The organism is Streptomyces sp. Root431 (assembly GCF_001426585.1).
GTDB classification, from domain to species: domain Bacteria; phylum Actinomycetota; class Actinomycetes; order Streptomycetales; family Streptomycetaceae; genus Streptomyces; species Streptomyces stackebrandtii.
In genome coordinates, this window is record NZ_LMEI01000006.1 from 368,629 (window position 1) to 392,590 (window position 23,962).

Genomic DNA, 23,962 nt, shown 5'->3' on the forward strand with positions numbered 1-23,962 from the left:
CCCCCGGCGCAACGTGAAAATCTATCATCGTCCGCGCAGGGAGCCGGAGCATTGATCTCGCCCGCGAATCTTTACCCAGAACTCGACAGCGTCGAAATCCGCGAAACCATCGAGCCCCTCGGCGTTTTCGCGCCCGCCGTCCACGTCAAGCTCTCGGCTCCGTCCGACGTCGCTCCAGAGGCCCCCTCGCCGGCCGCGCTCGCCTGGTCGCTGGAGCCGGAGGAGTATCCCTTCCAGCGCGTGATCCGGCAGCTGGCACTGCCGACTGCCGGCCGGCTCCTCCCCGAGGACCTCACGGTGGCCGTCGCCGACCCGGACGCCTTCACGCTCCAGGTACTCGGCCGGGCCGAGGCCCGGCTCCGCGACGTGGCGACCCGTACCTTGGTCGCCGCGGTCAACAAGGCCTCCACCGACGGGTTGCTGCGGGGGGCGACCCCGGACGAGCGCTACCAGGACTTCGTCACCCGGGCGTGGAGAGACGCCCTGGAGCCGTTCCCGGTGCTCCGCTCCGCGGCCGGCCATGTGGTGCGCAACGCCCGCGAGGCCGCGCGCGAACTGGTCCGGCGCCTCCACGCCGACCGGGACGAGGTGTTCCGGTTCTCCGGCATCGCCCCCGGCGACCCGCTGCTGTCCATCGGCGGGGCCGACGGCGACTCGCACGCCCACGGCAGGGCGGTGAGCATCCTGACGTTCGCCTCCGGGGCCCGCCTGGTCTACAAGCCCCGGGACGTCTCCTGCGAGGCGGCCTTCGAGACCGTCGTCGAGCGCGTCAACGCGGAGGCCGACTGCGCACTGCCCGCCGCCCGCACCCTGGTGCGCGACGGGTACGGGTACGTCGAGTACGTCGAACAGGAGGACATCGGCGGATTCAGCGTGCCGTTCATGCGGGCCTGCGGCCAGTTGGCCGCCGTGTTCTACCTGCTGGACGCGCGGGACATGCACTTCGAGAACATCCTGCCCACCCGCCTGGGCCCGGTGGCCATCGACCTCGAGACGCTGCTGCACCCCTCCCGGGTGCACACCGGCCCCACCCCGGAGGCCGAGGGCAACGCGTACGACGAGATCGGCCGCAGCGTCTACGGCATCGGGATCCTCCCGCTGGTCCTGGCCGGCAAGAACGAGGACTCCGGCTACGTCGACCTCGGTTTCCTCGGCGGCGACAACCAGGGCGTCTCCCCCTTCAAGACCATGGTCTTCGAGCACCCCTTCACCGACCGGATCCGGGTCCACCTCCAGGCCCGCCCGTCCGAGCAGCGCTCCACCGTGGTCCGGGAGAGCACCGAACAGGAGATCCACGGGCTCGCCGGTCAGATGGCCGACGGGTTCCGGCAGGTCTGCGAGGCGGTGATGCGCCGGCCCTCCTGGTGGACCACCCTGCTGGAGGGGCTCGCTCCGGCCATGCGCCTCCGCTACATCCACAACCCGACGTCGCAGTACGCGCAGATCCTGCGAATGGCGGCCTCCGCCGCCGCGATGGCCGACCCGGCGCTCGCCCAGGCCCTGCTCCACAGGATCGCCATCCCCTCCCGGTTCTCCGACCGCAGGCTCGTCGGCTCGGAACTGCGACAGATGGCCGAACGGGACGTCCCCTACTTCACCGTGCCCGCCACCGGCACCACCGTCCACGACTGCGACGGCGAGGACACCGGCGTCCGGCTCGACCGCACCCCGCTCTCCCGGGCGCTGGCCAAGGCCGGGGCACTCGACGAGCAGGCGGTGAGGCGGCAGCTGCGGCTGCTCCACTCGGCCTTCTGCTCCCGCTTCCCCGACAACCACCTCTCCGGCGGGACCGCCTGGAACGGCCGGGCCTCCACCGGAGAGCGCACCGGCCTGGAGCGGCTCGCCCGGTCGCTGGCCGACGCCCTGACCGCGGGCAGCCTCCCCGACCAGTACGGTCATCTCCCCGCCACCTGGATCGGCCCGCTGGCCTCCGCGCAAGCTGCCAGGCCCTGGCCCTCCGGCGTGCTGGGGTACGACCTGTACACCGGACGCACCGGCCCTGCGCTGGCCCTGGCCGCGGCCGCGGCCCACTTCGGCGAGGAACGCTACGAGCGGGTGGCACGCCAGGTCTTCGAGCGCAGCGCCGGCATCCTCACCGACGGCGTCTACGAGCTGCGCAGCATCCGGCAGAGCGGTGCGGGCGCCTACACCGGAACCACCGGCCTGCTGTTCGCCCTGTGCGAGGCCGGGCGAATCCTGGGGGAGCCGGGCTGGGTCAAGGCGGCACAGGACGCGGTGCCGCTGGTCGTGGAGCAGCTCGGCCCCGAGAACACCCCGGAGGTGATCTCCGGGATCTCCGGCATCGCCACGATGATCGCCTCGATCGGCGGCGACCACAGCCTCGACGCCCTGGACGGGCTCACCGGCCGGCTGCTGGGCCACGTGGAGGAACCGTCGGGTTCCTGGTGGGAGCAGTCGGGCTTCGCGCACGGCGTCGCGGGAGTCCTGCACGCCCTCGCCACGCTGCCCGACCGCCCCGGACACCGCGTCGACGCCGCCATCGGCGTCCTGACGGACCGCCTGGAGTCCTTCTACGTACCCCAGGAGCGGAACTGGTCCACCAACTCCGCCTTCCCGGGCCGGTTCTCGACCGGCTGGTGCCACGGCGCCGCCGGCATCGCCATGGCGCTGTCCGCCGTGACCGCCAGGACGGCGGACGAGCGGGCCGCCGAGCGCCTGGAGGCGGCCCTCGACAACACCTTCCGGCAGGGCTTCGGACGCAACCTCACCTGGTGCCACGGCGACCTCGGCAACATCGACGTGGTCCGCCGGATCGCCGGCGACGACCAGGAACTGTCGGAGCGGGCCGACGCCGTCGAGGCGCGCCGGCTGGGACCGGACGTGATTGCGGAGAAGCTCGCCGCCACCGGCTCCCGCTACGCGCACACCGACAGCGCGATGGTGGGCTCCTCGGGTGTGCTGCTGCACCTGCTCGGACGCCTCGACGACGCGCGGCCCCGGGTGTCGCCCATCTGGCACGGAGCCCTCTGATGGGCCTCCGGGTTCCCTCCGTCACCCAGGTCACCCAGACGGAGTGCGGGCTGTGCTGCTGCGTCGCGGTGCTGGGGTACCACGGCCGCACCGAGGACTTCCGTACCGTGCGGGAGGACCTGGAGGCCGGCCGGGACGGCCTCGGTGCCAAGCAGCTCGCGGACTTCCTGCGCTCTAGAGGCATGGAGGTCAAGGCGTTCCGGGCCCGGAGCGTGGAGGCCCTGCGGGGCTTCACCGAGCCGGTGATCCTCTTCTGGGAGGACTACCACTTCCTGGTCCTGGAGCGCTTCGACGGTACGACGGCCTGGGTGATGGACCCGGCCGTGGGCCGCAAGCGCCTCACCCGCGACGAGCTGGAGGCCGGCTTCTCCCAGGTGGTGATCGCGGCCTCTCCCGGCCCGGACTTCGTCCGGCAGTCCCTCCCCGCCTTCCGGCACTGGCGGTCGCTGCCGCTGGTCCCGGCCCGGGCGGGCCGCCGGATCGCCCTGGTCGCCCTGCTCTCGCTGGGCTCCTACGCGGCGGTGCTGGGCATACCGGCGCTGACCAAATGGGCCGTCGACCGGGACGACGCCTGGAGTGACCTGTCCCAGACGGGGGTGATCGCGGGGGCGGTCGCGGCGGCGGCGATCGGCTACCTGCTGCTGTGGATGCTGCGCACCGCCGCGCTGGCGGGGCTGATCGCCGTGACGGGCCATCACCTGATGAGCCATGTCTTCAGGAGACTGCTCTCCCTGCCCTTCAAGTTCTTCGCCACCCGGCAGCCCGGCGAGCTGCTGTTCCGCCTGAACACCGTCAACAGCGTCCGGGACCTGCTGTCCTCGCGGATCGCCCAGGGCGTCCTGGACGTGGGGACCCTGGCCTGCATCGGCGTCTACCTGTTCGTCACCGAGTGGCGCATCGGCCTTCTGGCGCTCGCGCTGTTCCTGCTGAACGGCGGCTTCCTGTGGCTGAGCCGGCACCGGGTGAAAGAGGTGACGGACACCGAGCTCGCGCTGCTCTCCCGCTCCCAGTCCACGCAGCTCGACGCCATCGTGTCCGTCCCCACCATCAAAATGGGCGGCTACGCCGGCCGGTTCGCCGACGAATGGGAGGCGACCTACAGCGCCTCGCTGGACGCGATGCGCACCCGGATGCGGATCCAGCAGGGCTGGATCTCCGGAATCGCCGCCACCACGCAGATGTTCGGCCCGCTGGCGCTGCTGCTCGCCGGCCTGCACTTCGTGTCGCGCGGGACGGTGAGCATCGGCTCGGCCATCGCCGTGCAGGCCGTGGCGGGCACCTTCTTCGCCCTGAGCACGTCCGTGTTCCAGATGCTGACGGAGATCACCGAGACCTCCCGCTACGTGAGCCGGCTGAGCGACATCACGGCGTACGAGAGCGAGCCGGAAGGCGGGCCCCTCACGGAACTCCACGACACGTCGATACGGCTGAGGGAGGTGTCGTTCCGCTACACCCGGCACAGCAGGCCGGTGCTGGAGGACGTGTCGCTGGAGATCCCGGCCGGCGCGAAGGTGGCGTTCGTCGGCGCGTCGGGTTCGGGCAAGTCCACCGTCGGGCGCGTCGTCTGCGGGCTCCACCAGCCGACCGGAGGGGCGGTCGAGTTCTGCGGCCGCCCCATGAGCGCCTACCGGACCGACTTCCTGCGCGGTCAGATCGGGTACGTCCCGCAGGAGGTGCACCTGCACAACCGGACCATCCTCGAGAACCTGACCCTGGGCCAGGACATCGACGAGGCCACGGTCCGGGAGTACTGCGCGGCCGTGGGGATCCTCGACTTCGTCGAGGAACTGCCGATGGGGCTGCGGACCCTGGTGTCCGAGATGGGCTCCAACTTCTCCGGCGGGCAGCGGCAGCGGCTGGCCATCGTGCGGACACTGCTGCAGCGGCCGCGGATCATCGTCCTGGACGAGGCGACCGCCTCGCTGGACACCGCCAACGAGCGGCGGGTCTCCCGGATCATCGCGGAGACCGGCGCCACGCAGATCGTCATCGCGCACCGGCTGGCGACGATCCAGGACGCGGACCTGATCCACGTCCTGGACCGCGGCCGGATCGTGGAGCGGGGGACGCACGAGGAGTTGCTGGCCCTGGGCGGGGTGTACGCGGGGCTGTACGCGGAGCCGGTGGCGGGCGCCGTATGAGGGCCGGTGGACACGGCCGTGCGGTCTCGACCGTTCAGGAACGAGAGGTGCTGTGATGATCGAGGTCGAGAACCTCACCAAACGGTACGGCGCGAAGGTCGCCGTGGACGGTCTGTCGTTCTCCGTGACCCCGGGGAAGGTCACCGGATTCCTCGGCCCCAACGGCGCCGGCAAGTCCACCACCCTGCGCATGATCCTCGGTCTGGACGAGCCCACCGCGGGCCGGGCCACCGTCCTCGGCGTCCCCTACCGGAGCCTGGCGCGCCCGCTGACCCGGGTGGGAGCACTGCTCGACACCAGGGCCGTGCACCCGGGCCGTAGTGCCCGGAACCACTTGCGGGTGCTGGCCGCCTCCCACGGCCTGCCCGCGACCCGGGCCGACGAGGTCCTGGACCGGGTCGGCCTGCTCGCGGTGGCCCGGCAGAGGGTCCGTGGATTCTCCCTCGGCATGGGGCAGCGGCTCGGCGTCGCGGCGGCGCTGCTCGGCGACCCCGAGGTGCTGCTGTTCGACGAGCCGGTCAACGGGCTCGACCCCGAGGGCGTCCGGTGGATACGGGAACTGATGCGGGGGCTGGCCGCGGAGGGTCGGACCGTGCTGGTCTCCTCCCACCTGATGAACGAGATGGCGGTGACCGCCGACCATCTGGTGGTCGTCGCCCGGGGCCGGCTGCTCGCGGACACCCCCGTGGACGCGTTCATCGCCGCGCACTCGGACAGGACGGTGCTGGCCCGGGTGGCCGATCCGGAAGGGATGAGGCGGGCCCTGCGGGAGCAGGGCATCGACTGCGTGCGGCAGGACGACGCGACGCTGACGGTGAGCGGGGCGTCCGTGGAGAGGGTCGGGCTTGTCGCGAGCGCGGGGAACATCGCCGTCTTCGAGCTGACCGCTTCCGCCGGTTCGCTCGAGGAAGCGTTTATGAAGCTGACTCAGGAACACGCTGAATACCGGGCTCCGACGGGAGGGTTCTGATGAAGCACGCCGTGGCCGCGGAATGGGTCAAATTGACGACGCTGCGGTCTCCGAAATGGTCCCCGGCGGTTTATCTCGCCCTGATGATCGGACTGGCCTTCGTCTACGGGATGGTTCCCGGCGAAAGGCAGCTGACGGCGCCGGGCTTCGACCCGGTCGGGCTCGGCCTGTCGGCCGTACCGCTCGGGACGATCGTTCTGGTGATCATGGGGATTCTCGCGGTGACGGGCGAGTACGCGTCGGGGTCGATCAGGAGCAGTCTGCTGGCCGTCCCCGACCGGGCCCGGTTCTACTACGCCAAGGTGGGTCTCGTCAGCCTGGTCGCCGGGGTGCTGGCGGTGGTGGGCGTGGTGCCGGCCTTCCTGATCGTGCAGAGCGGGATCGGGGAGCACCGGGCGCCGGCGGGACTCGCCACGGCGGGACATGTGGCCGGGGCGGTGCTCTACACGGTGCTGCTGGTGGCGTTCTCCATGGGGGTGGCGACGCTGCTGCGGTCGGGGGCGGCGGCGCTGTCCCTTCTGCTTCCGCTGTTCTTCATGCTCTCCACGATCCTGAGCAACATCCCGGGGGTCGGGGAGGTGGCACGGTTCCTGCCGGATGTGGCGGGGGGCATGGTGCTGCGCGGCTCAGGCGGCGACGAGGTACTGGGAGCGTGGTCCGGTCTGGGCGTGCTCGCCGTGTGGACGGTGGGGGCGGTGGCGCTCGGACACGGGATGACTGTGCGGCGGGATGTCTGAGGCGCGCCTCACACCCCGTGAACGGGCCCCCACGCGAATGCGTGGGGGCCCATCGCATTTCCCGATGCATTTCAGCGTGTGCGTACAAAGGCTTCAGGTCTATGCGTTCGACGAATTGAGGGCGGACAGACTGGGAGGCGTCCTCCGAAGGCGGAGGGGTACGCGTTCCGTATTTCGCCAGACGATTTCCGGGCGCGTGTCGGGAGTAAATCGAGAAGGAGAACACCATGGAGAAGATGCAGGCCGACGTCCTCGGCGGCTACGACGAGTTCGAGCTCGTCGAGATGGGCGAGGCGGACGTGTACGGCGGTACCACCTGGAGCTGCGCCATCGTCACCGCCGTGGCGACCCTGGTGTCCGCCTCCGCCTGCCCGACCACCAAGTGCACCAGCCAGTGCTGAAGCCCTTGACGGCTCTGATACGCGCGGCTCGCTGAACCGGACCGCCGCGTCGGTCGCGACGGACGGGGTGGGGGTGGGCCGGACCGAGGTCCGACGGCCCGCGCCGGGCTTCCCGGTCTCCCGCCCCGTCCGACGCCCCGTCAACGCAAGCCCCTCTCCTTGCCCGACGTCCAACAACCCGGAGGTGCGGTAGCCATGGGCGCTCGCCCGGAATCACGTCGGACCGCGCGACGCGTGCCGGCCGTCACCCAGGTCGCCCAGACCGAGTGCGGTCTGTGCTGCTGCGTAGCCCTGCTCCGTTACTACGGGCGGGACGAAGGCCTCTCCGAGGTCCGCGAGGACATGGACGCGGGACGGGACGGCCTGAGCGCCCGGCAGCTCGCGCGGTTCCTGGAGTCCCGCGGCATGCGGAGCCGGCTGCTGAGCGCCCGGAGCGTCGCAGCGCTCACGCGGTTCGACTCGCCCGTGATCCTTTTCTGGGACGATCACCACTTCGTGGTCCTGGAGAGCTTCGACGGCGATCAGGCCGTCGTCATGGACCCGGCCGTCGGCCGCCGCCGGATGACCTCGGACGAACTCGCCCGGCACTTCAGCGGCGTGGTCCTCACCGCCGAGCCCGGGCCCGCGTTCCGCCGGCTGCGCCGCCGGCCTTTCGCCGACTGGCGGACGATGCCCCTGCTGCCCGAGGGCGCGGGGCGCCGGATGGCCGGTGTCGGCGCGCTGTCGCTGGCCGCCTACGCCGCGGTGCTGGGGATCCCGCTGCTCACCGAATGGTCCGTGGACCGGTTCTCCGGCTGGACGGAACTCGGCGACCATCTGTGGGTCATCGGCATGGTGGCCGGCGCCGCCGTCGGCTACTACCTGCTGCACCTCCTGAGGATCCTGCTGCTGTCCTCGCTGGTGTCGGTGCTCGGGCGGCATCTGATGGATCACGCCTTCACCCGGCTGCTGTTGCTGCCGTACCGGTTCTTCACCACCCGTCAGCCCGGCGAGCTGCTCTTCCGGCTCGGCAGCGTCAACGCCGTCCGCGACATGCTCTCCTCCCGGGTCGCCCAGGGCGTGCTGGACGTCGGCACCATGGTCTGCGTCAGCGGCTACCTCCTGTACGTGGAATGGCGGCTCGGGCTGATGGCGCTCGCCCTGGTGCTGGCCAACGCCGGCTATCTGGCCGCCACCCGGCTGCGGGTGCTCGAGGCGGTCGACATGGAGATCACCCACCTGGGCAGGAGCCAGTCGCTGCAGCTGGACGCCATCGTCTCCATCCCGACCATCAAGATGGGGGGTTACGCCGACCAGTACCTGGACACCTGGCGCGAGACCTACGCCGCCTCCCTCGACGCGATGAAGGCGCGGATGCGGCTGCAGCAGGGCCGGGTGACGGGTGTGGCGGCCACCATCCAGATGTTCGGGCCGCTGCTGTTGCTGCTCGCCAGCCTCTACTTCGTCGGCCGGGGAACCATCAGCATCGGCGGGGCGATCGCGGTGCAGACCGTCGCCGCCACCTACTTCGCGATCTCCACCTCGGTGTTCCAGGCGTACGCGGAGTTCACCGAGACCAGCCGCTACATGTCCCGCCTCAGCGACATCACCCGGACCGAGCCCGAGGGCCCCGGCGGTGACCGCAAGGAGCTGGAGTCCGCCTCCGTCCAACTGGACCAGGTGTCCTTCCGCTACACCCGGCACAGCGAACCGGTGGTCCGCGACGTCACCATGGACATCCCGGCCGGCGCCCGGGTCGCCCTGGTGGGCGCCTCCGGGTCGGGCAAGAGCACGCTGGCCCGGATCGTCTGCGGCCTGCACGAACCCACCTCCGGCGTGGTCCGCTTCGGCGGCCGGGACGCCGGCGAGTACGACCGTGACTCCCTGCGCCGAGTGATCGGCTACATCCCGCAGGAGGTCCACCTGCACAACCGGTCGATCCTGGAGAACCTCACCCTGGGCCAGGACATCCCCGAGGAGACCGTCCGGGAGTTCTGCCGCGAGGCCGGCATCCTGGACTTCCTCGACGACCTGCCGATGGGTCTGCAGACCCTGGTCGCCGAGATGGGCTCCAACTTCTCCGGGGGGCAGCGGCAGCGGCTGGCGATCGTGCGCACCCTCCTGCAACGGCCGTCCATCCTCGTCATGGACGAGGCCACCGCCTCCCTGGACACGGTCAACGAACGCCGGGTGACCCGGCTGATCGAGGGAATCGGCGCCACCCAGATCGTCATCGCGCACCGCCTGTCGACGATCGAGTCCGCCGACCTCATCTACGTGTTCGACCAGGGACGGATCGTCGAGCAAGGAACACATTCAGAACTCATGGACGGAGGCAGCGTGTACCGGGACCTGTACGCGGCGACAGCCGATGGGGCCGGCCGGACGGCCGAACTGCTCGTGGAAGGTGCCGGGGCATGAGCGAGACCATGGTGGCCATCGAGGCCTTCCTCCCCTTCTACTCCCACGTGGTCCCCCGGACCGCGGTCGAGAAGGAGCTGCGCGAGCCGTTGCTGCGGGCTGCCGTCCCGGACCGCCGCGACAGCGTGCTGGACCAGGTCCACGATGCCCTGCTGAAAACGGTGGAGACGCAGTCCTACCGGATGCTCATCGGCGAGTTCCACGCCTTCCGCGAGCAGCTGGGCCTGCCGATGGAGTCCGGCGGCGACACCGCCCTGCGCCGCTTCACGGCCCGTCTGGGGGAGCCCGGGGCCCCGGACGCCCTGCTGGAGAAGTTCCCGGTGCTGCGGCGGCGACTGACCGCGATGCTGTCCCACTCCCTGGACGCCTACCGCGAGTTCCTCACCGCCTTCGCCGACGACCACCCGCTGCTGGCGGAGGCCGGACTGCTCGGCGAGCCGGGCGACGACGGCCGGCTGCTGTCCGCGATCTCGCCCAGCGGCTCCGACCTGCACAACGACAGCCGGCAGGTACACATTCTCCACCTGGCCAACGGAACCCGGCTGGTGTTCAAGCCGCGGCCGCTCACCGCGGACGACTTCGTCCGCGACCTGTACCGGGCGGTCGACCCGTACCTGGAGCACCCGCTGTCCCGCTGCGTCCCCCGGTCGTTCACCGTGGGCACGCACGGCTGGCAGGAGTTCACCGTGCCGACCGCCATGGAGCAGGCGGACCAGCCCGCCCGCTACTTCTACCGGATCGGCGCGCTGGCGGTGCTGTTCGGCTCCATCGGCGCCACCGACCTGCACGACGAGAACCTGCTGGCCTGCGGCGAGCACCCGTGCGTCATCGACACCGAGACCATGCTCCGGCCGGACGCCGGGGTGGGTGACGAGTCGCTCCCCGACGCGCTGATGAACCACACCAAGCTGTCCGTCGCCTCCACGATGCTGGTGCCGATGGTCAACCCGACCTCGCCGGTCGACTTCATCATGGCGGGCGTCGGGGTGGCGGGCGACCAGCCGTCGTCCATGACCAGCGCCGTGATCCGCGACCCGGGAACCGACGCCATCTCGGTGTCACGGGAGCCCTTCAACTACCGGCAGGGCGACAACGTGCCCCGGCTGGGCGAGACGCACCTGATCGCCACCGACTGGTTCGACGCCATCCTGGCCGGCTGCCGTGCGGCCCTGACCGCTCTGCGGGACGGCGCCGTCACCCGCGTCCTGGAGGCCCACCCCGGGGTGCCGGTGCGGCTGCTGCTGCGCTCCACCATGATCTACGGTCGCTTCATCGACGCTTCCACCCACCCGAAGTACCTGGTGGACCCCAAGGAGGCCGAGCGGCTGTTCGGACTCCTGAAGATGCACCAGGACTACCTGTCCCCGGAGGCGGAGAGCTTCGCCGCGGACGCGGAGCGCGCCTCGCTGCACGGCGGCAACGTGCCGTACTTCGTCACCCGGGGCGACTCCGACGCGCTCGGCACGGCCAACGGGTCGACCCCCGGGGTGTATTCGGCGACCGCGCTGGACTTCGCCCGGCGCGGCGTCGCCCACAACGCGGCCCGCACCGACGCCTACCACCACTTCCTGCTGGAGGAGTGCTTCGGCGAGCTGTGCGGCGAGGACACGCCCGGCGGGCTCTCGGCCTCCGGGGTCTTCGGGAGGCACCTGCTGGCCGGGGCCCGTCCCGGCGCCTGGTGGCGGGCGATCGCCGGCCGGATCGCCGAGGTGAGGGTGCCGGTCACCGCTCCCGGCGGGCAGGAGGAGTGCGGATGGGTCGGCGGCATCGGCCCGGACCGCGACGCCTCCACCATCACTCCGGGCAACTTCGTCTCCTTCCACGACTCGGCCGGTGTGGTCTCCTTCCTCAACCGCGCCGCCGCCCGCGACGAGAGCCTGGCCGGACCGGCCGGCAGCGCAGACCGGGGGCTCACGACCCTGCTCGCCGAGTACGGAGAGGCGCTGCTTCAGCGCCCCGAGTCGGTGTTCACGGGGGCCGCCTCGCTTCTGCTGGTCCGCCCCGAGGACCCGGAGACCGCCTCCGCCCGGCTGGCCGACCTGCTCCGGGCCCTCCAGGACCGCGCGGCGGAAGGCGAGCTGGAGACCGACCTCTCCAACGGCCCGGCCGGGCTGCTGATGGTCCTGCTCGACCGTCTCCGCCGCGACGGCTCCTCCTTCCCCGCCGACGCCACGACGGTCGAGCGGCTCACCGACCTGACCCTGTCCCACCTGGGCAGGGAGCGGGACACCCACTGGTCGGACCTGGCCCACGGCGAACTGGGACTGCGCTGGGCGGCCGCCCGGACCGGAGCCGTTCTGGGACTGGAGCGCACCGCCAAGGAGGCGGCGGACTGGCTGATCGGCCGCTGGGAGCGGGACGGCGTCCCGGCGGAGCACGGCTGGTGCAAGGGTGCTGCCGGGATGCTGCTGGCCGGCTCGGAGATCCTGGCCGCGGCGGGCCGGCAGGACTGGCTGACCGAGTCCCGGCTGGCCGATCTGGTCGGCCGGGCGACCGCCCTGGCGCCCGGCCGTGCCGTGGACCTCTCCGTCTGCCACGGCAGCAGCGGCGTCGTCCAGTGCCTGATCGGCGCGGGCCGCACCCTGGGACGCGCGGACCTGTTCGAGCGGGCCGCCGCCCATCAGACCGAGGTCCTGGGCCGGATCCGCGAGGACGGCTACTTCACCGGCGCGGCCGGCCGGACCTCACTGATCGGCTACATGCTCGGCTGGGCCGGCGTGGGCGACACCGACCTGATGGTCGATGCCCTGCTCAGCGGCGCGGACCCGGCCGGTCTGCGCCTCCCGCTGGAACTGTCCGCGCCTTCCCGGAGCTGACCACCCGCCTGTCGTCCGCTCCACCACTCGTCGAAAGGGCTGCCGGGATGCGGCACTCGATCCTCCTCCCCGTCAACGCCACCCGCCCCGAGCAGGTGATCCCCTTCGCCAACCTCGTCAAATGGGGTGGCGCCGCCCGGCTGTGGCAGGGCCAGGGTCTCGTTCTCGACAGCCATCAGATCGTGAGCTGGTTGGCCGGCTCCGGAATCAGGGTGCCCGCCGGGTTCGGGGTGTCGCTGATGCCCTACCGCTCGCCGTACAACGCGGCGATCGAGGCCCGGTCCGTGGCGCTGGCCACCGGGCACGAGGTGGTGGCCGGCTACGGTCCGGGCTCGCTCGCCGCGCAGACCTGCGCCATGGGACGGCCCTACCCCAGTCAGCTCACCGCCTGCCGGGAGTACGTCACCATCGTCCGGGACCTGCTGGACGGCGGGATCAGCGACCGCGAGGGAGAGATCTTCTCCGCCAAGGCTCAGCTCATGCCGTTCCACAAGCCGGAGGTGTCGCTGGGCCTCGGCGTCCTGCGGGAGCGGATGGCCGAACTCGCGGGAGAACTCGCCGATGTGGCCATCACCTGGATGGCCTCGGCGGCGTACCTCGAGGAGTTTCTGATCCCGGCTCTGCGGAGCGCGAAGGAGCGGCGTCCGGAGCAGCCGGTCAAGGTCACCGCCTATGTCCCGGTGGCACTGGCCGGCCCCGACCGGGACATGGCGAAACTGCTGCGGGCGACCTGCGGGGGGCACATCCAGTTCCCCCACTACCAGGCCGTCCTGCGGCGGGCCGGAATCCGGATCACCGGCGACGGCGGGCCCGACGACGTCCGCGCCCTGGTGGACGGCGGGATCTTCCTCTACGGGACGGCCGAGGAGATCCACCAGCGGCTGGACGCCTACCGGGCGCTCGGCGTGGACGAGGTGGTCCTCAACGTCACCGGGGTCGGCGCGGTGCACGGACCCCGGGCCGCCGCTTCCGACCTCTACGAAATTCTGAAGGCCGCACCGTGACCGGGTCGGTCACGGTGCGGCCGGGACGTCAGGAGCGCCCGACCTCGTCGGCGGACGGTTGCCCGGCCCCGAGCTTCCGGGCCCGCTCCAGGTCACGGGCCAGATGCGCCCGGCGCCGCCCGTTCCTGCGGCGGCTGCGCCGGTCCTCGGGAGTGTCGTACATCAGCTGCGTATGAAAGTAGTTGACGTGCTCCAGGACGGCGAAGAGCGCGAAGAGCAGGCCCGGGATGCTTCCGGTCCCGGGGGAGTCGACCACCGCGAGAGCGGTGAGCGGCACGCCGAGTCCGAGCAGCACCAGATTGACCACCCGAGCGGCGGCGAACACCGCCGCCCCGGGTAGCGTCGCACCGCTACCGGCGGACAGGGCACGGAGCTTGACCGTCCAGTACGCGGCGCCCTCCAGCAGGAGCAGCGTGACCAGTGCGAACCCGAAGATGTTGGCGGCCGTCGTCGGCACGCCGACCACGCCGAACCAGACGGCCGCCTGCAAGGGGACGTTGACCAGTTCCCCTATGGCGAGCGACCGAAGTCGCCGTCGGACCCGAGCCCCGGTCGACCGGATGCCCGCCGTCACTGGCGCGCCATCTCGGCCACCAGTCGGTGCGCCTGTTCCGTGTCCCAGGTGAGCGCGGCGGCCCGGATGGCCTCGACGCCGGGCGGGACGTCCAGGCCCAGCTCGTCGGCGAAGACGGTCCGACATCGCTCGATCACGCCCAGCGCGCCGGCCACATCGCCCTGCGTGCAGTAGGTGGCGGCGAGTAACTGCCACAGCCGCTGCCGGTAGGGGGCCTCGGCCAGCACGGTCTCGATGCGGTACGACAGCATCTCGGTCCGATGGGTCAGCAAACAGGCGGTGAAGAAGTCCTGGCAGGCCTCGAAGCGGGTGTTGCTGAGGCCCACGGTATGCGCGTGGAACCACCGGGTGGACGGCAGCCGTTGGCCGAACGGGCCGCGCCAGAGAGTGAGGGCCTCGTCCAGGCGGCTGACCGCGGCCCGGTGGTCGCCCGCGGCGAGCAGCTCCTTGCCCTGCCGGGCGAGCTTCAGGAAGCAGGACAGGTCGAGTTCGTTCGCGTCGACGCTGAGGGCGTACCCGGTCTCCGCGCCGCGGCTGGTGGTCAGCCGCTTGCTCAGTCCCGGCTGCGCGGAGTCAAGGCCGCGGCGGAGCCCGGTGAGGTGGCTCCTGATGTTGGCCACCGCCGAGCTCGGCGGGTCGTCCCACAACAGCTCGGTCAGCTCGCCCATGCCGACGAACTGTCCCCGGCGCAGGAGCAGCGCGGTGAGCAGCGCGCGGCGGGCTGCCGACTGCGTCTCGGCACCGCCCGCGATCCTCACAGGTCCCAGCAGTCGGAAAAGCATCTGGCTCTGCCACCTCTCGTGTGAAGCGCTGAGGCAGGTGCCGGCCCCGGGCCGCAGGGGCCGCCTGCGGCGGCATCGTGTCCCCCTCGCGTCGTGTGGTCAGCACCACACCTCCCTCACGACCGAATATGGCAGCGCCCAAGGCGGTGAGGAACAAGGCCTGTTGGCCAGATACGGCCAACCCGGTGCAGGATCCGGCCTGATCGTCCCTGCACCGAAGATCCTACTGCCGAGTCACCAGGGGCTCCTGGGGAAACCTTTACCCTTCGGGCACCTCCCTCCTACAATTCCTGCAGCACACGCCGGCCGGATCTTTCCCGATGTCCCCTCCCACGGGAGTGCCTCTTGCTCGTGCACCACATGGCGGTCCTTGGTCTCACTGCGGCGGAAGAGGAGCTCTACCGGCACTTGCTGCGCAACCCCGGCGTCGAACTCGACGAAGCGCACGTCCTGTTGAGGCAGGAACCCCTCACCCTGGACGCGGCGGTGCGTCGGCTGAGGGAGCTGAACGTCATCCGCGAGGACGACGGCAAGGCGTGGCCGCACAAGCCGGACCTGGTGGTCAACCGGCTGGCCCAGCAGCGCCTGGAGGAGTTCTACAGCACCATCCGCACGCTGTCCGACCTGAAACCCATCGTGGACTCCCTGACGCGTGACGCGCGCGACCAGGGCCCGAAATCCGAACACGCCCCGGTGGAACGGCTGATGGGGCTGTCGGCCATCCGTGAACGCCTGGACGAACTGGCGTTCTTCGCCCGTGCGGAGGTTCTGGCCTCCGAGCCCTACGACGCGCTCACCCGGGAGAACATCGAGCACTCCCGCCCGCTCGACCTGCGCTGCCTGCGCCGTGGCGTCGTCCTGCGCAGCCTGGTCCGCGCCTCCGCGGTGGCCGACGACACCACGCGGGCCTACCTCCAGGAACTGACCGCCGCCGGGGCCCGGATCCGGGTGGTCGAGGACCTGAGCGAGCTGATGATCGTGTACGACCACCACACCACGCTGGTGCCGGTGGACCCGAAAAACACCTCCAAGGGCGCCCTCTGCTCGAGCGAGGAGGGGATCGTCACCACCGTCGTCAACAACTTCGAGCGTCTGTGGGCGGGGGCCGAGGAGTTCACCGACCTGGTCGGGCAGGGGGACGACTCGTCGGGCGATCCCGAACTGACCGATCTGCAAGTACAGGTGCTGCGGGCGATGTGCACGGTCGGCAAGGACGAGACCGGTGCCCGCCAGGTGGGCACCGCACTGCGTACCTACCGCCGCCACATATCGGAGCTGATGCGGCTCCTCGGTGCGGAGAACCGCGCCCACGCGGCGTTGCTGGCCAGAGAACGAGGATGGGTCTGACGGCCGGTGGGTCTGAAGATCGGCGGTCTGAAGATCGGCGGGTCTGACGGTCGCTGGGTCTGACGGTCGCTGGGTCCGACACCTGGGGCGTGACCCGGCCGTCAGCCGTCCCCGAATTCCCGGGCGTCCGCCCAGAGCCGTTCGAAGTGGTTGACGACCGTGCTCACCATGCCGGGTTCGGTCGTGACGAACGCGCCCTTGGCGATGTCCGAGGGCTCGACCGGCACCAGCGCGGTCCCGCCGTCGCACACCGCCATCGGGCTGTCCGAGGAGGACAGCACCCGCACCCGGGCGCCCGCGTCGGCCAGCCGGCGCAGCTGGGAGACGACCAGCGGGTCGGCGAGCATGGACTGCCACACCAGGAGCCGCACGGTGACGCCGCGAGCCAGCATCCGCAGGCCCAGCGGCAAGGTCAGCCGTAGGACCCGGCGGTCGACCTCCTCGCAGAGCCCACCCGCCAGCACCTCGGAGCGGGTACTCAGGGCGAGGGACTCCACCCTCGCCCGCAACGCGGTGGGATCGGTGATCCGCTCCATCAGCCGGCTGTCCTGCGGAGGTGTGTCACCCTCCTCGGGCCGGCCGGCGGTGGCGGCCGCCTCGTCCTCCAGGGAGCGCACCACCGTGTAGACCTGGGCGAGGCTGCGGGTGATGGTGTGCAGCTCTGCCAGCAGCCGCTCGGCCAGCAGGCCCACCACCACCTTCGGCTCCTCCGGCCACAGCGCTCCGTCACTCTCGGCCACGGCGCCCAGAGCCTTCAGCCGCTCCACGGCAGCCGCACCGGCCCCGGACGGATGCCAAGGCGCGGCAACGATCTCGGCGACGCCGCTGCCGGGATGCCTCAACAGGTGGCGGTACGTCTGCTCCTCCGCTGGGGTGATTCCCAGGATCTGCATGCGGTGCATCGGCGGTGCTCCACGGTCGGTCGGTGACGAGGTACTGGAAAGGCGGTGGGCCTAGGGCGTGTTTCGAAAGTAGCGTCGTCTGCCCGAAGGGGAGGCCTGGCGGCGTCTGGTGCGTGCGATCGCAAGGCGGAGGGTCGCCCCGATACTGGATGTATCGGGGTGATCCCGACAACGCGGCGTGGGGGCACCTAGCATCGTGCTCGGCACCCGGACCGCTGGACCCACCCCCGTGGCGGGCTTGCCGCACAGGATCAGGTGCCCGGCTTCTCCTGCCAGCCGTTCACCCAACACGCGTCCAGGGGGTCACAGCCGCCCGCCACCACGACGGCGTCACCGCTCGCCGGTCTGACGCTCCCCACGAGGGCCGTGAACGCTCCTGTCGTCGCCAGCGCGGTCAGCATCGCCGCCGCGATCCCTCGGGCAGCCTTGCCGGTGGCGGTACGCATCATGGTTCTTCCCCTCCCGGCGCCCCGGCGCCGTTTCCTCAGAGGTGCCCGGGACGAGATCCCCGACCACATCAGAAGCATCGCAGCGAACCCCCCTCCTCCACAGGACTCCCCGTTGGCATGCTCCTGCCTCCGGACCGTGCACGATCCTGCCACCGCCCAGGGGCCGGGCTCTTGGGCGAAAGTGTCGTGGAGTCGTCGGGTGCTCGCCGCCTCCCCGTGAACCATGCAGGTGAGGACCGCCCTGCTCTGCCGAAAGGAAGAGGGCGGGATCGGTCGTGAGGTCCACGCTTGTGCGGTGGTGGCGATCGATACTGGACGACGTGTCCCTCATCAGCCGTTTCCGTCGTTCCGTCCGCCGTGGGCCGGATGCTCGGGTGTCGCCGGGAGGGGGTGGTCGGGGTGTCGTGGAGACGGCCGGTGCGGCGGTTGCCGCGCTGGGGCTGTTCGCGGTCGCCCAGTGGCTGTGGGGTCTGCCGCACGCCGCGTTCCAGCTGGGTGCGATCCCGGTCGCCGTCGCGCTCTTCTCGGTGCGGCGGCGCGCGCCCGACGCCGTACTCCTGGGTCTCGGCGTCCTCGCCGGGGTGGCGCCCGTCGTCGGACCGGTGACGGCGGCAGCCGCGTACACGGTGGCGCTCGACACGGTCGGGCCGCGCCACCGGATCCGGCTGCTCGGCGGCGCGAGCCTGTTGGTCATGGCGGCCGCGACCGCGGTCGGCCCCTCGCTCGGGGCGGGAACGGCCGTCTACGGACTGGAGCTCGGGCTCCTCATGGCCGCGACCGCCGTGGTCGTGCCCGGCCTGGTCGGGACGGTGTACGGGCAACAGGCCCGGCTCTTTGCGGCGCTGCGCGAACGCGGGGACGCCGCCGAGCGGGCCCGTCGGTTCGCCGACAGCGAGGCCCGCACCCACGAACGGTCCAGGATCGCCGCCGAGATGCACGACCTGGTGGGACACCGGCTCAGTCTCATCTCGCTGCACGCCGGCGGCCTGGAGCTGGCCCTCGGCAAGGCCGCGCCGGAGCTGCGTGAGGAGGCCGTTCTGGTCCGGCGCACCACCCGGGACGCGATGCGCGAACTGCGCGAGGCGCTCGGGGTGCTCGGCCCCCTGGGCCGGGACACCGGCGCGGACGCCCTCACCGACGCCACCGGCACCCGGGCCGACGTCGAGGCGTTGGTCGCGGAGTCCCTCGACGGCGGGATCACTGTGCGGCTGGAATGGGACGGTCCCGACCTCGACGTCTGCCCGGCCCGGGTGCGGCGCGCGGTGCACCGGGTGGTGCGCGAGGCCCTGACGAACGTGCACCGGTACGCGACGGCCGCCCACGTCACCGTACGGATCGAGCACGACGACCGGGTCGTGCGGGTGACCGTGCGCAACGGTGCGGCCCCCACTTCTGGCGGCGGGTCTTCCGAGGCCGGGACAGGGCGCGGTCTCACCGGCCTGCGCGAGCGGGTCGAGCTGCTCGGCGGCACCTTCGAGGCCGGCGCGCTGCCGTCCGGCGGGTTCCAGGTGAGCGCCGTCGTACCGGTGGATCCTGACGACGACGTCGTGAAGCCTTCCGGCGACAGCCCGGACGTTGTCGTGCCGGCCGCGTTCGCCGGCGCGACCGCGTTCTCGCGGGAGCCGCGCACCGCCGGGGCGTTGACGTTCGCCCTCGGGGCGGTGGCGCTGTGGGTGCTGATGGCACTCGCGATCGCCCTGGTGTACGGCCAGCCGAGGCACTCGCCCCCGCCTCCGCAGCCGCGACTCGGCATGACCTACCAGGAGTTGAAGGGCGTCTTCGACAGCCCGGCCGAGCGCGCCGCGGCCACCGGACACGAGCCGCCGCGGCCCGCCGGCGCCGTGGGCTGTGTCTACCCGCCCGCAGGCCGGGGTCCCCGGCCCGGCGCCTTCGACGTCACCCGCTACTGCTTCGACGCCTCGCAGCGTCTCATCTCCATCGACCGCTTCACCGTCCCGTCGGTACGGGATGCCCCGCCCTGGGAGACCTCATGACCGAGCCCACCCGACCGATCCGCGTCCTGCTCGCCGACGACGAGGCGATGATCCGGCACGGGGTGCGGTTGATCCTGCGGCACGCCGAGGGCATCGACGTGGTCGCCGAAGCCCCCGACGGACACCGGGCGGTCGAGGAGGCGGCCGCGCACCACCCCGATGTCGCGCTGGTGGACATCCGCATGCCCAGGTGCGACGGGCTCGCCGCGATCCGGCCGCTGCTCGCGCTCGACCCGGCGCCGCGCGTCGTGATGCTGACGACTTTCGGCGACGAGGAGAACGTGCTGCGGGCGCTGCGGGACGGCGCCTCGGGGTTCCTCCTGAAGGACGACGGGCCGCAGGAACTGATCAGCGCGGTCCGGGCGGCGGCGGCCGGAGACGCGGTGCTCTCTCCCGGGGGCACCGGGTCGGTGATCGCCCGCATGCTGCGCGGCGGCCCGTCGGATGCCGGCGACGCGGCCCTCCGGGACGAGCGGATCGCCCGGCTCACCGCGCGGGAGCGGGACGTGCTGGCCATGCTCGGCGAGGGACTGTCGAACCAGGACATCGCGGACCGGCTCGCCATCGGCATCGGCACGGTGAAGACGCACGTGGGCGCGATCCTGGAGAAGACCGGATCGACGAGCCGCGTGCAGGCGGCCCTGCTCGCGCACCAGGCCGGACTGCGGCCCTGAACCCTGGAACATCCACCGTGGGTCTGTGGATCCGTGCGTTTTCTCCGAGGGTCCGACCAAAGGCGGAGGCGAGCCGCGGATCCTCTGCCGAAGGGCAGGGGCACGCCGCTCGCCCCTGCCCTTCGGGAGACCCGTGATGACCGCCTCCGGATCGATGTTTCCGCAGGTGAGCGACGTGAGGATGGGGAGTGTCCCTCCGGCCCGCGGGACGGTCGCGGGCCGATGTTCCCCAGGCGGAGTACTCCTTCATGTCACAGATGTTCGTTTCCCCCGGTGTCCCGGGCGGCCCCGGTGTTCCCGGTTCCTCCACCTCTGAGCCCGCCGCCCGTGCCACGGGTCTGACCAAGGTGTACGGGAAGGGCGACACCCGGGTCACCGCGCTGGACTCCGTGTCCGTGGAGTTCGCGCGGGCACGGTTCACCGCCGTCATGGGGCCCTCCGGCTCCGGCAAGTCGACACTGATGCACTGCATGGCGGGCCTCGACCCCGTGACCTCGGGTTCCGCCCGGATCGGCGATGTCGAACTGGCCTCCCTGAACGACCGACGGCTCACCGAACTCCGGCGGGAGAGGGTCGGGTTCGTCTTCCAGGGCTTCAACCTACTGCCCACGCTGACCGCGCTGGAGAACATGACGCTGCCGCTGCGCCTCGCCGGGCGTCGGCCCGACACCGCGTGGCTGGACACCGTCGTCGCCACCGTGGGGCTCGCCGGGCGGCTCGCACACCGTCCGGCCCAGCTCTCCGGCGGGCAGCAGCAGCGCGTCGCCGTCGCCCGCGCCCTGGTGTCCCGGCCGGAGATCGTGTTCGCCGACGAGCCGACCGGCAACCTCGACTCCCGTTCCGGAGCCGAGGTGTTGGGGTTCCTGCGCGACTCCGTAAGGGAGTTGGGCCAGACCGTGGTGATGGTGACCCACGACCCGGTCGCCGCCGCACACGCCGACCGCGTGGTCTTCCTCGCCGACGGCCGGCTCGTGGACGAGCTGCACGATCCGACCGCCGACGCGGTGCTCGACCGCATGCTCGCGTTCGAGCCCCAGGGCAGCCGTCGCACCCGCTGACCCGGCTCGCACCCGCCGGCCTGGCTCGCGCGCCTTGTCCTGCTCGTGCTCCGGCTCGCCCCCGGCCCTGCTCGTGCTCCGGTTGCCCTCGGCCCGGCTCACCCGCCCGCCGTCCCCCCGCTCGTACTCTCGAAAGCCCACCATGCTGCGAACAGCCCTGCGCAACGTCCTCGCGCACAAGGCCCGTCTGATCATGACCGTGCTCGCGGTCGGTCTCGGTGTCGCGTTCATCTCCGGATCCCTGGTCTTCGCCGACTCCACCGTCGCCGCCTACCGCGCCTCCCTGTCCGAGGACTACGCGGACAGGGACGTGAGCGTGAGTCCGAAAGCTCCTCCGGGTGCCTCCGCCGACGAGCAGTACGGTGCCCTGGACGACGCGCTGGTACGCGAGTTGTCCACCGTCGCGGGCGTCGCCTCCGTCCGTCCGACGGCGAACGGTTCGGTCACCCTGGCCGCGAAGGACGGGACGCCGATGCGGGCGGACAGCATGGGGGGCAGGTTCGCCGTCGCGTACGTACCGGGTCCCGACGGCAGGGACCGCCGCTATCCGCTGACGGCGGGCCGCGCCCCCCGCGGCAGTGGTGAGGTCGCGCTGGACCGCGGGACCGCGGCGGCCGCCGGATACGCCGTCGGTGACGTCGTCACGCTCGCCGCCGACGGGCCGGTCCTCAGGCCGCGACTGGTCGGACTCGTCTCCACCGAGGACAGCCGGGTCAACGCCGGCGGCACCCTGGCGGTGTTCGACATGGCCACCGCGCAGAAGCTGTTCGCCGCCCCGGGGCATTACAACGGGATCGACCTGAAGGCCACGCCCGGCACCGACCAGTTCGAGCTGTCCGACCGGGTCGGCGCCGTGCTGCCGGCCGACCGGGCCGAGGCGACCACCGCCTCCGCGCAGGCCGCCCAGCAGTCCCTCTTCATCGGGACGAAGACCAAGAGTTACGCGCGGCTGCCCCTGGTCTTCGCCGTGGTCTCGCTGTTCATCGGCACGTTCCTCATCGTCAACACCTTCAGCATGCTCGTGGCACGGCGCGGCCGTGAGATCGCGCTGCTGCGGGCGATCGGTGCCACCCGCCGCCAGGTGGTCCGCTCGGTCCTCGCCGAGGCGGCCCTGGTCGGTCTGGGCGCGTCCGTTCTCGGGTTCGTGCTGGGCCTGGGGGTGGCGAGCGTCCTGCCGTACGTACTGGACACGTCCGGCGACCTGCTGCCCAGCGGGCCGCTGGTGATCGGCCCGACCGCGATCCTCGCGTCGCTCGCCGTGGGTGTCGGCGTCACCGTGCTCGCCGCCTGGCTGCCGTCGCGCCGAGCGGCGCGGATCGCCCCGGTCGAGGCGATGCGCACGGCCGAGCAGCCGCCGTCCGCCGTGGTCTCCCGCGTCCGCGGCACGGTCGGCGTGATCATGGTCGTCCTGGGCGCGGGGCTGCTCTTCACGCTGAGTGACGCGACGAGTGCCACCGACGCCGACCTGCAGACCGCGATGTTCGGGTGCGGCATCCTCATGGCCGGTCTGATCGTCCTGGCCCCGCTGCTCGCCGTCCCGGTGATCCGCCTCCTCGGCCGGCTCACCACCCGCTTCGGCGTCGTGGGCGACCTCGCCCGCGACAACACCCTGCGCGATCCGCGTCGTACGGCCGCCACCGCCGTGGCCCTGATGATCAGTACGGCTCTGGTCTCGGGGCTCGCCGTCATCGACCGGTCGACGAGCGAGGCCCTGGACTCCCAGGCCGCCGCCGGTCTGAGTGCGGACTACGTCATCAGCACCCGCAACACCACCACCGCCGTCGACTCCGCGGCCGTCCGGAGGGTCGGCGACGTCCCCGGCGTGCGCACCGCCTCCGCCACGGCGGACTCCACCATCTCGGCAGGACCCCTCGTCAAAACGATCTCCGGGGTCGACCCGAGGACCGTGGACGACGTGATGACGCTCCGCTTCCTCAGCGGCTCCGCCAAGGCCCTCGGTCCCGGCAAGGTCGCCGTCTCCCGCAGCTTCGCGCTCGACCACCACGTCACCACCGGCGGGCGGATCGAGGCGAGCATCGGCCCGGGCACCGGGGACCGCGACGAGCCGTACACCGTCGTCGGCGTCTACGAGGACAACCCCACCGCCCAGGACGTCCTCGGCTACCGCGCCGACGTCCAGCACCACGCCTACCTGCGGGACTCCGTCCAGCGGATCCTCGTCCGCACCACCGACGGCACCGTCTCCCGGGACCTGGAGAAGCACCTGCGCGCCGCCGTGAGCGACAGCCCGCTGCTGAAGGTTCAGAGCCGGGAGCGGCTCGTCGAGGAACAGGCCGGCGTCGCCGGTGAACTGATGACCATGGTGTTCGGCCTGCTCGCCATCGGCGTCCTGGTCTCCGCGCTCGGCATGGTCAACACCCTCGCCATGTCGGTCGCGGAGCGCACGCGTGAGATCGGCGTCCTGCGGGCCGTCGGCATGGACCGCTCCGGCATCCGCCGGATGATCCGCCTGGAGGCCGTCTGCGTCGCCGCCTTCGGCACGCTGCTCGGGCTGGTCGGCGGACTCTTCGGGGCATGGAAGGTCAGCGGCCTGGCCAACGGCGCGATCCCGCAGTACTCCTTCTCCCTCCCCTGGGACACCCTCGCCCTCGTGGTCCTGCTCTCGCTCGCCGTCGGAGCGGCGGCGGCCGCCCTGCCGGCCCGGCGGGCCGCCGCGCTGAGCCCGTTGGAGGCGGTGGCGGAGGCGTAGAGACCGAGAGCG

General features: G+C 71.7%; 17 protein-coding genes. 13 read left to right on the forward strand and 4 right to left on the reverse strand.

What is annotated here, in order from left to right; genetic code table 11:
- The first annotated feature begins 51 nt into the window (after positions 1-51).
- The 8 genes from ASC82_RS06145 (at position 52) to ASC82_RS06175 (ending at position 13,460) form a co-directional block, all read left to right on the forward strand.
- Entirely contained in the window at positions 52-2,991 is a 2,940-nt protein-coding gene (locus tag ASC82_RS06145; RefSeq protein WP_056642665.1) for a type 2 lanthipeptide synthetase LanM family protein, read from the forward strand.
- Complete coding sequence (locus ASC82_RS06150; RefSeq protein WP_056642669.1) at positions 2,991-5,132, forward strand: peptidase domain-containing ABC transporter; 2,142 nt, start codon at positions 2,991-2,993, stop codon at positions 5,130-5,132. The genes ASC82_RS06145 and ASC82_RS06150 overlap by 1 nt, the downstream gene beginning before the upstream one ends.
- Positions 5,133-5,187: 55 nt before the next feature.
- Positions 5,188-6,102 carry an ATP-binding cassette domain-containing protein gene (locus tag ASC82_RS06155; RefSeq protein ID WP_056643341.1) on the forward strand — a complete coding sequence of 305 codons (915 nt, stop codon included), beginning with the start codon at positions 5,188-5,190 and terminating at the stop codon, positions 6,100-6,102.
- The gene (locus ASC82_RS06160) at positions 6,102-6,839 is read left to right on the forward strand and encodes an ABC transporter permease subunit (protein ID WP_056642671.1); all 738 of its coding nucleotides are present in this window, start codon (positions 6,102-6,104) and stop codon (positions 6,837-6,839) included. Before ASC82_RS06155 ends, ASC82_RS06160 begins: the two co-directional genes overlap by 1 nt.
- A 227-nt stretch (positions 6,840-7,066) precedes the next feature.
- Complete coding sequence (locus ASC82_RS30550) at positions 7,067-7,240, forward strand: class II lanthipeptide, LchA2/BrtA2 family (RefSeq protein ID WP_167346869.1); 174 nt, start codon at positions 7,067-7,069, stop codon at positions 7,238-7,240.
- Positions 7,241-7,474: 234 nt separating this feature from the next.
- The gene (locus tag ASC82_RS06165; RefSeq protein ID WP_056642673.1) at positions 7,475-9,640 is read left to right on the forward strand and encodes a peptidase domain-containing ABC transporter; all 2,166 of its coding nucleotides are present in this window, start codon (positions 7,475-7,477) and stop codon (positions 9,638-9,640) included.
- Positions 9,637-12,456 (forward strand): type 2 lanthipeptide synthetase LanM, encoded by a 2,820-nt coding sequence (gene lanM, locus ASC82_RS06170; protein ID WP_056642676.1) that lies wholly within the window; start codon positions 9,637-9,639, stop codon positions 12,454-12,456. The genes ASC82_RS06165 and lanM overlap by 4 nt, the downstream gene beginning before the upstream one ends.
- Positions 12,457-12,503: 47 nt before the next feature.
- Complete coding sequence (locus tag ASC82_RS06175) at positions 12,504-13,460, forward strand: LLM class flavin-dependent oxidoreductase (protein ID WP_056642679.1); 957 nt, start codon at positions 12,504-12,506, stop codon at positions 13,458-13,460.
- Between the two features lie 28 nt (positions 13,461-13,488).
- Here ASC82_RS06175 and ASC82_RS06180 read toward each other — a convergent pair whose 3' ends face one another.
- Complete coding sequence (locus ASC82_RS06180) at positions 13,489-14,034, reverse strand: hypothetical protein (RefSeq protein WP_242427566.1); 546 nt, start codon at positions 14,032-14,034, stop codon at positions 13,489-13,491.
- The gene (locus tag ASC82_RS06185; protein ID WP_242427567.1) at positions 14,031-14,816 is read right to left on the reverse strand and encodes a BTAD domain-containing putative transcriptional regulator; all 786 of its coding nucleotides are present in this window, start codon (positions 14,814-14,816) and stop codon (positions 14,031-14,033) included. Before ASC82_RS06185 ends, ASC82_RS06180 begins: the two co-directional genes overlap by 4 nt.
- Before the next feature lie 351 nt (positions 14,817-15,167).
- On the opposite strand from ASC82_RS06185, the gene ASC82_RS06190 reads away from it, so the two are divergent.
- Positions 15,168-16,163 (forward strand): helix-turn-helix transcriptional regulator, encoded by a 996-nt coding sequence (locus ASC82_RS06190; RefSeq protein ID WP_242427598.1) that lies wholly within the window; start codon positions 15,168-15,170, stop codon positions 16,161-16,163.
- Between the two features lie 101 nt (positions 16,164-16,264).
- Here ASC82_RS06190 and ASC82_RS06195 read toward each other — a convergent pair whose 3' ends face one another.
- Both ASC82_RS06195 and ASC82_RS06200 read right to left on the reverse strand, forming a co-directional pair.
- Positions 16,265-17,065 (reverse strand): hypothetical protein, encoded by an 801-nt coding sequence (locus ASC82_RS06195; protein WP_056642686.1) that lies wholly within the window; start codon positions 17,063-17,065, stop codon positions 16,265-16,267.
- 251 nt (positions 17,066-17,316) lie between these two features.
- Complete coding sequence (locus tag ASC82_RS06200; RefSeq protein WP_056642689.1) at positions 17,317-17,514, reverse strand: hypothetical protein; 198 nt, start codon at positions 17,512-17,514, stop codon at positions 17,317-17,319.
- A 404-nt stretch (positions 17,515-17,918) separates the two neighbouring features.
- On the opposite strand from ASC82_RS06200, the gene ASC82_RS06205 reads away from it, so the two are divergent.
- The 4 genes from ASC82_RS06205 to ASC82_RS06220 all read left to right on the forward strand — a co-directional run bounded on the left by ASC82_RS06205 (position 17,919) and on the right by ASC82_RS06220 (position 23,950).
- Positions 17,919-19,508 carry a histidine kinase gene (locus ASC82_RS06205; RefSeq protein ID WP_242427568.1) on the forward strand — a complete coding sequence of 530 codons (1,590 nt, stop codon included), beginning with the start codon at positions 17,919-17,921 and terminating at the stop codon, positions 19,506-19,508.
- Positions 19,505-20,182 carry a response regulator transcription factor gene (locus tag ASC82_RS06210; RefSeq protein ID WP_056642697.1) on the forward strand — a complete coding sequence of 226 codons (678 nt, stop codon included), beginning with the start codon at positions 19,505-19,507 and terminating at the stop codon, positions 20,180-20,182. The genes ASC82_RS06205 and ASC82_RS06210 overlap by 4 nt, the downstream gene beginning before the upstream one ends.
- A 257-nt stretch (positions 20,183-20,439) precedes the next feature.
- The gene (locus tag ASC82_RS06215) at positions 20,440-21,240 is read left to right on the forward strand and encodes an ABC transporter ATP-binding protein (protein WP_056642700.1); all 801 of its coding nucleotides are present in this window, start codon (positions 20,440-20,442) and stop codon (positions 21,238-21,240) included.
- Between the two features lie 142 nt (positions 21,241-21,382).
- Positions 21,383-23,950, forward strand: a complete 2,568-nt coding sequence (locus tag ASC82_RS06220; protein WP_056642703.1) for an FtsX-like permease family protein — start codon at positions 21,383-21,385, stop codon at positions 23,948-23,950.
- Positions 23,951-23,962 lie beyond the last annotated feature (12 nt).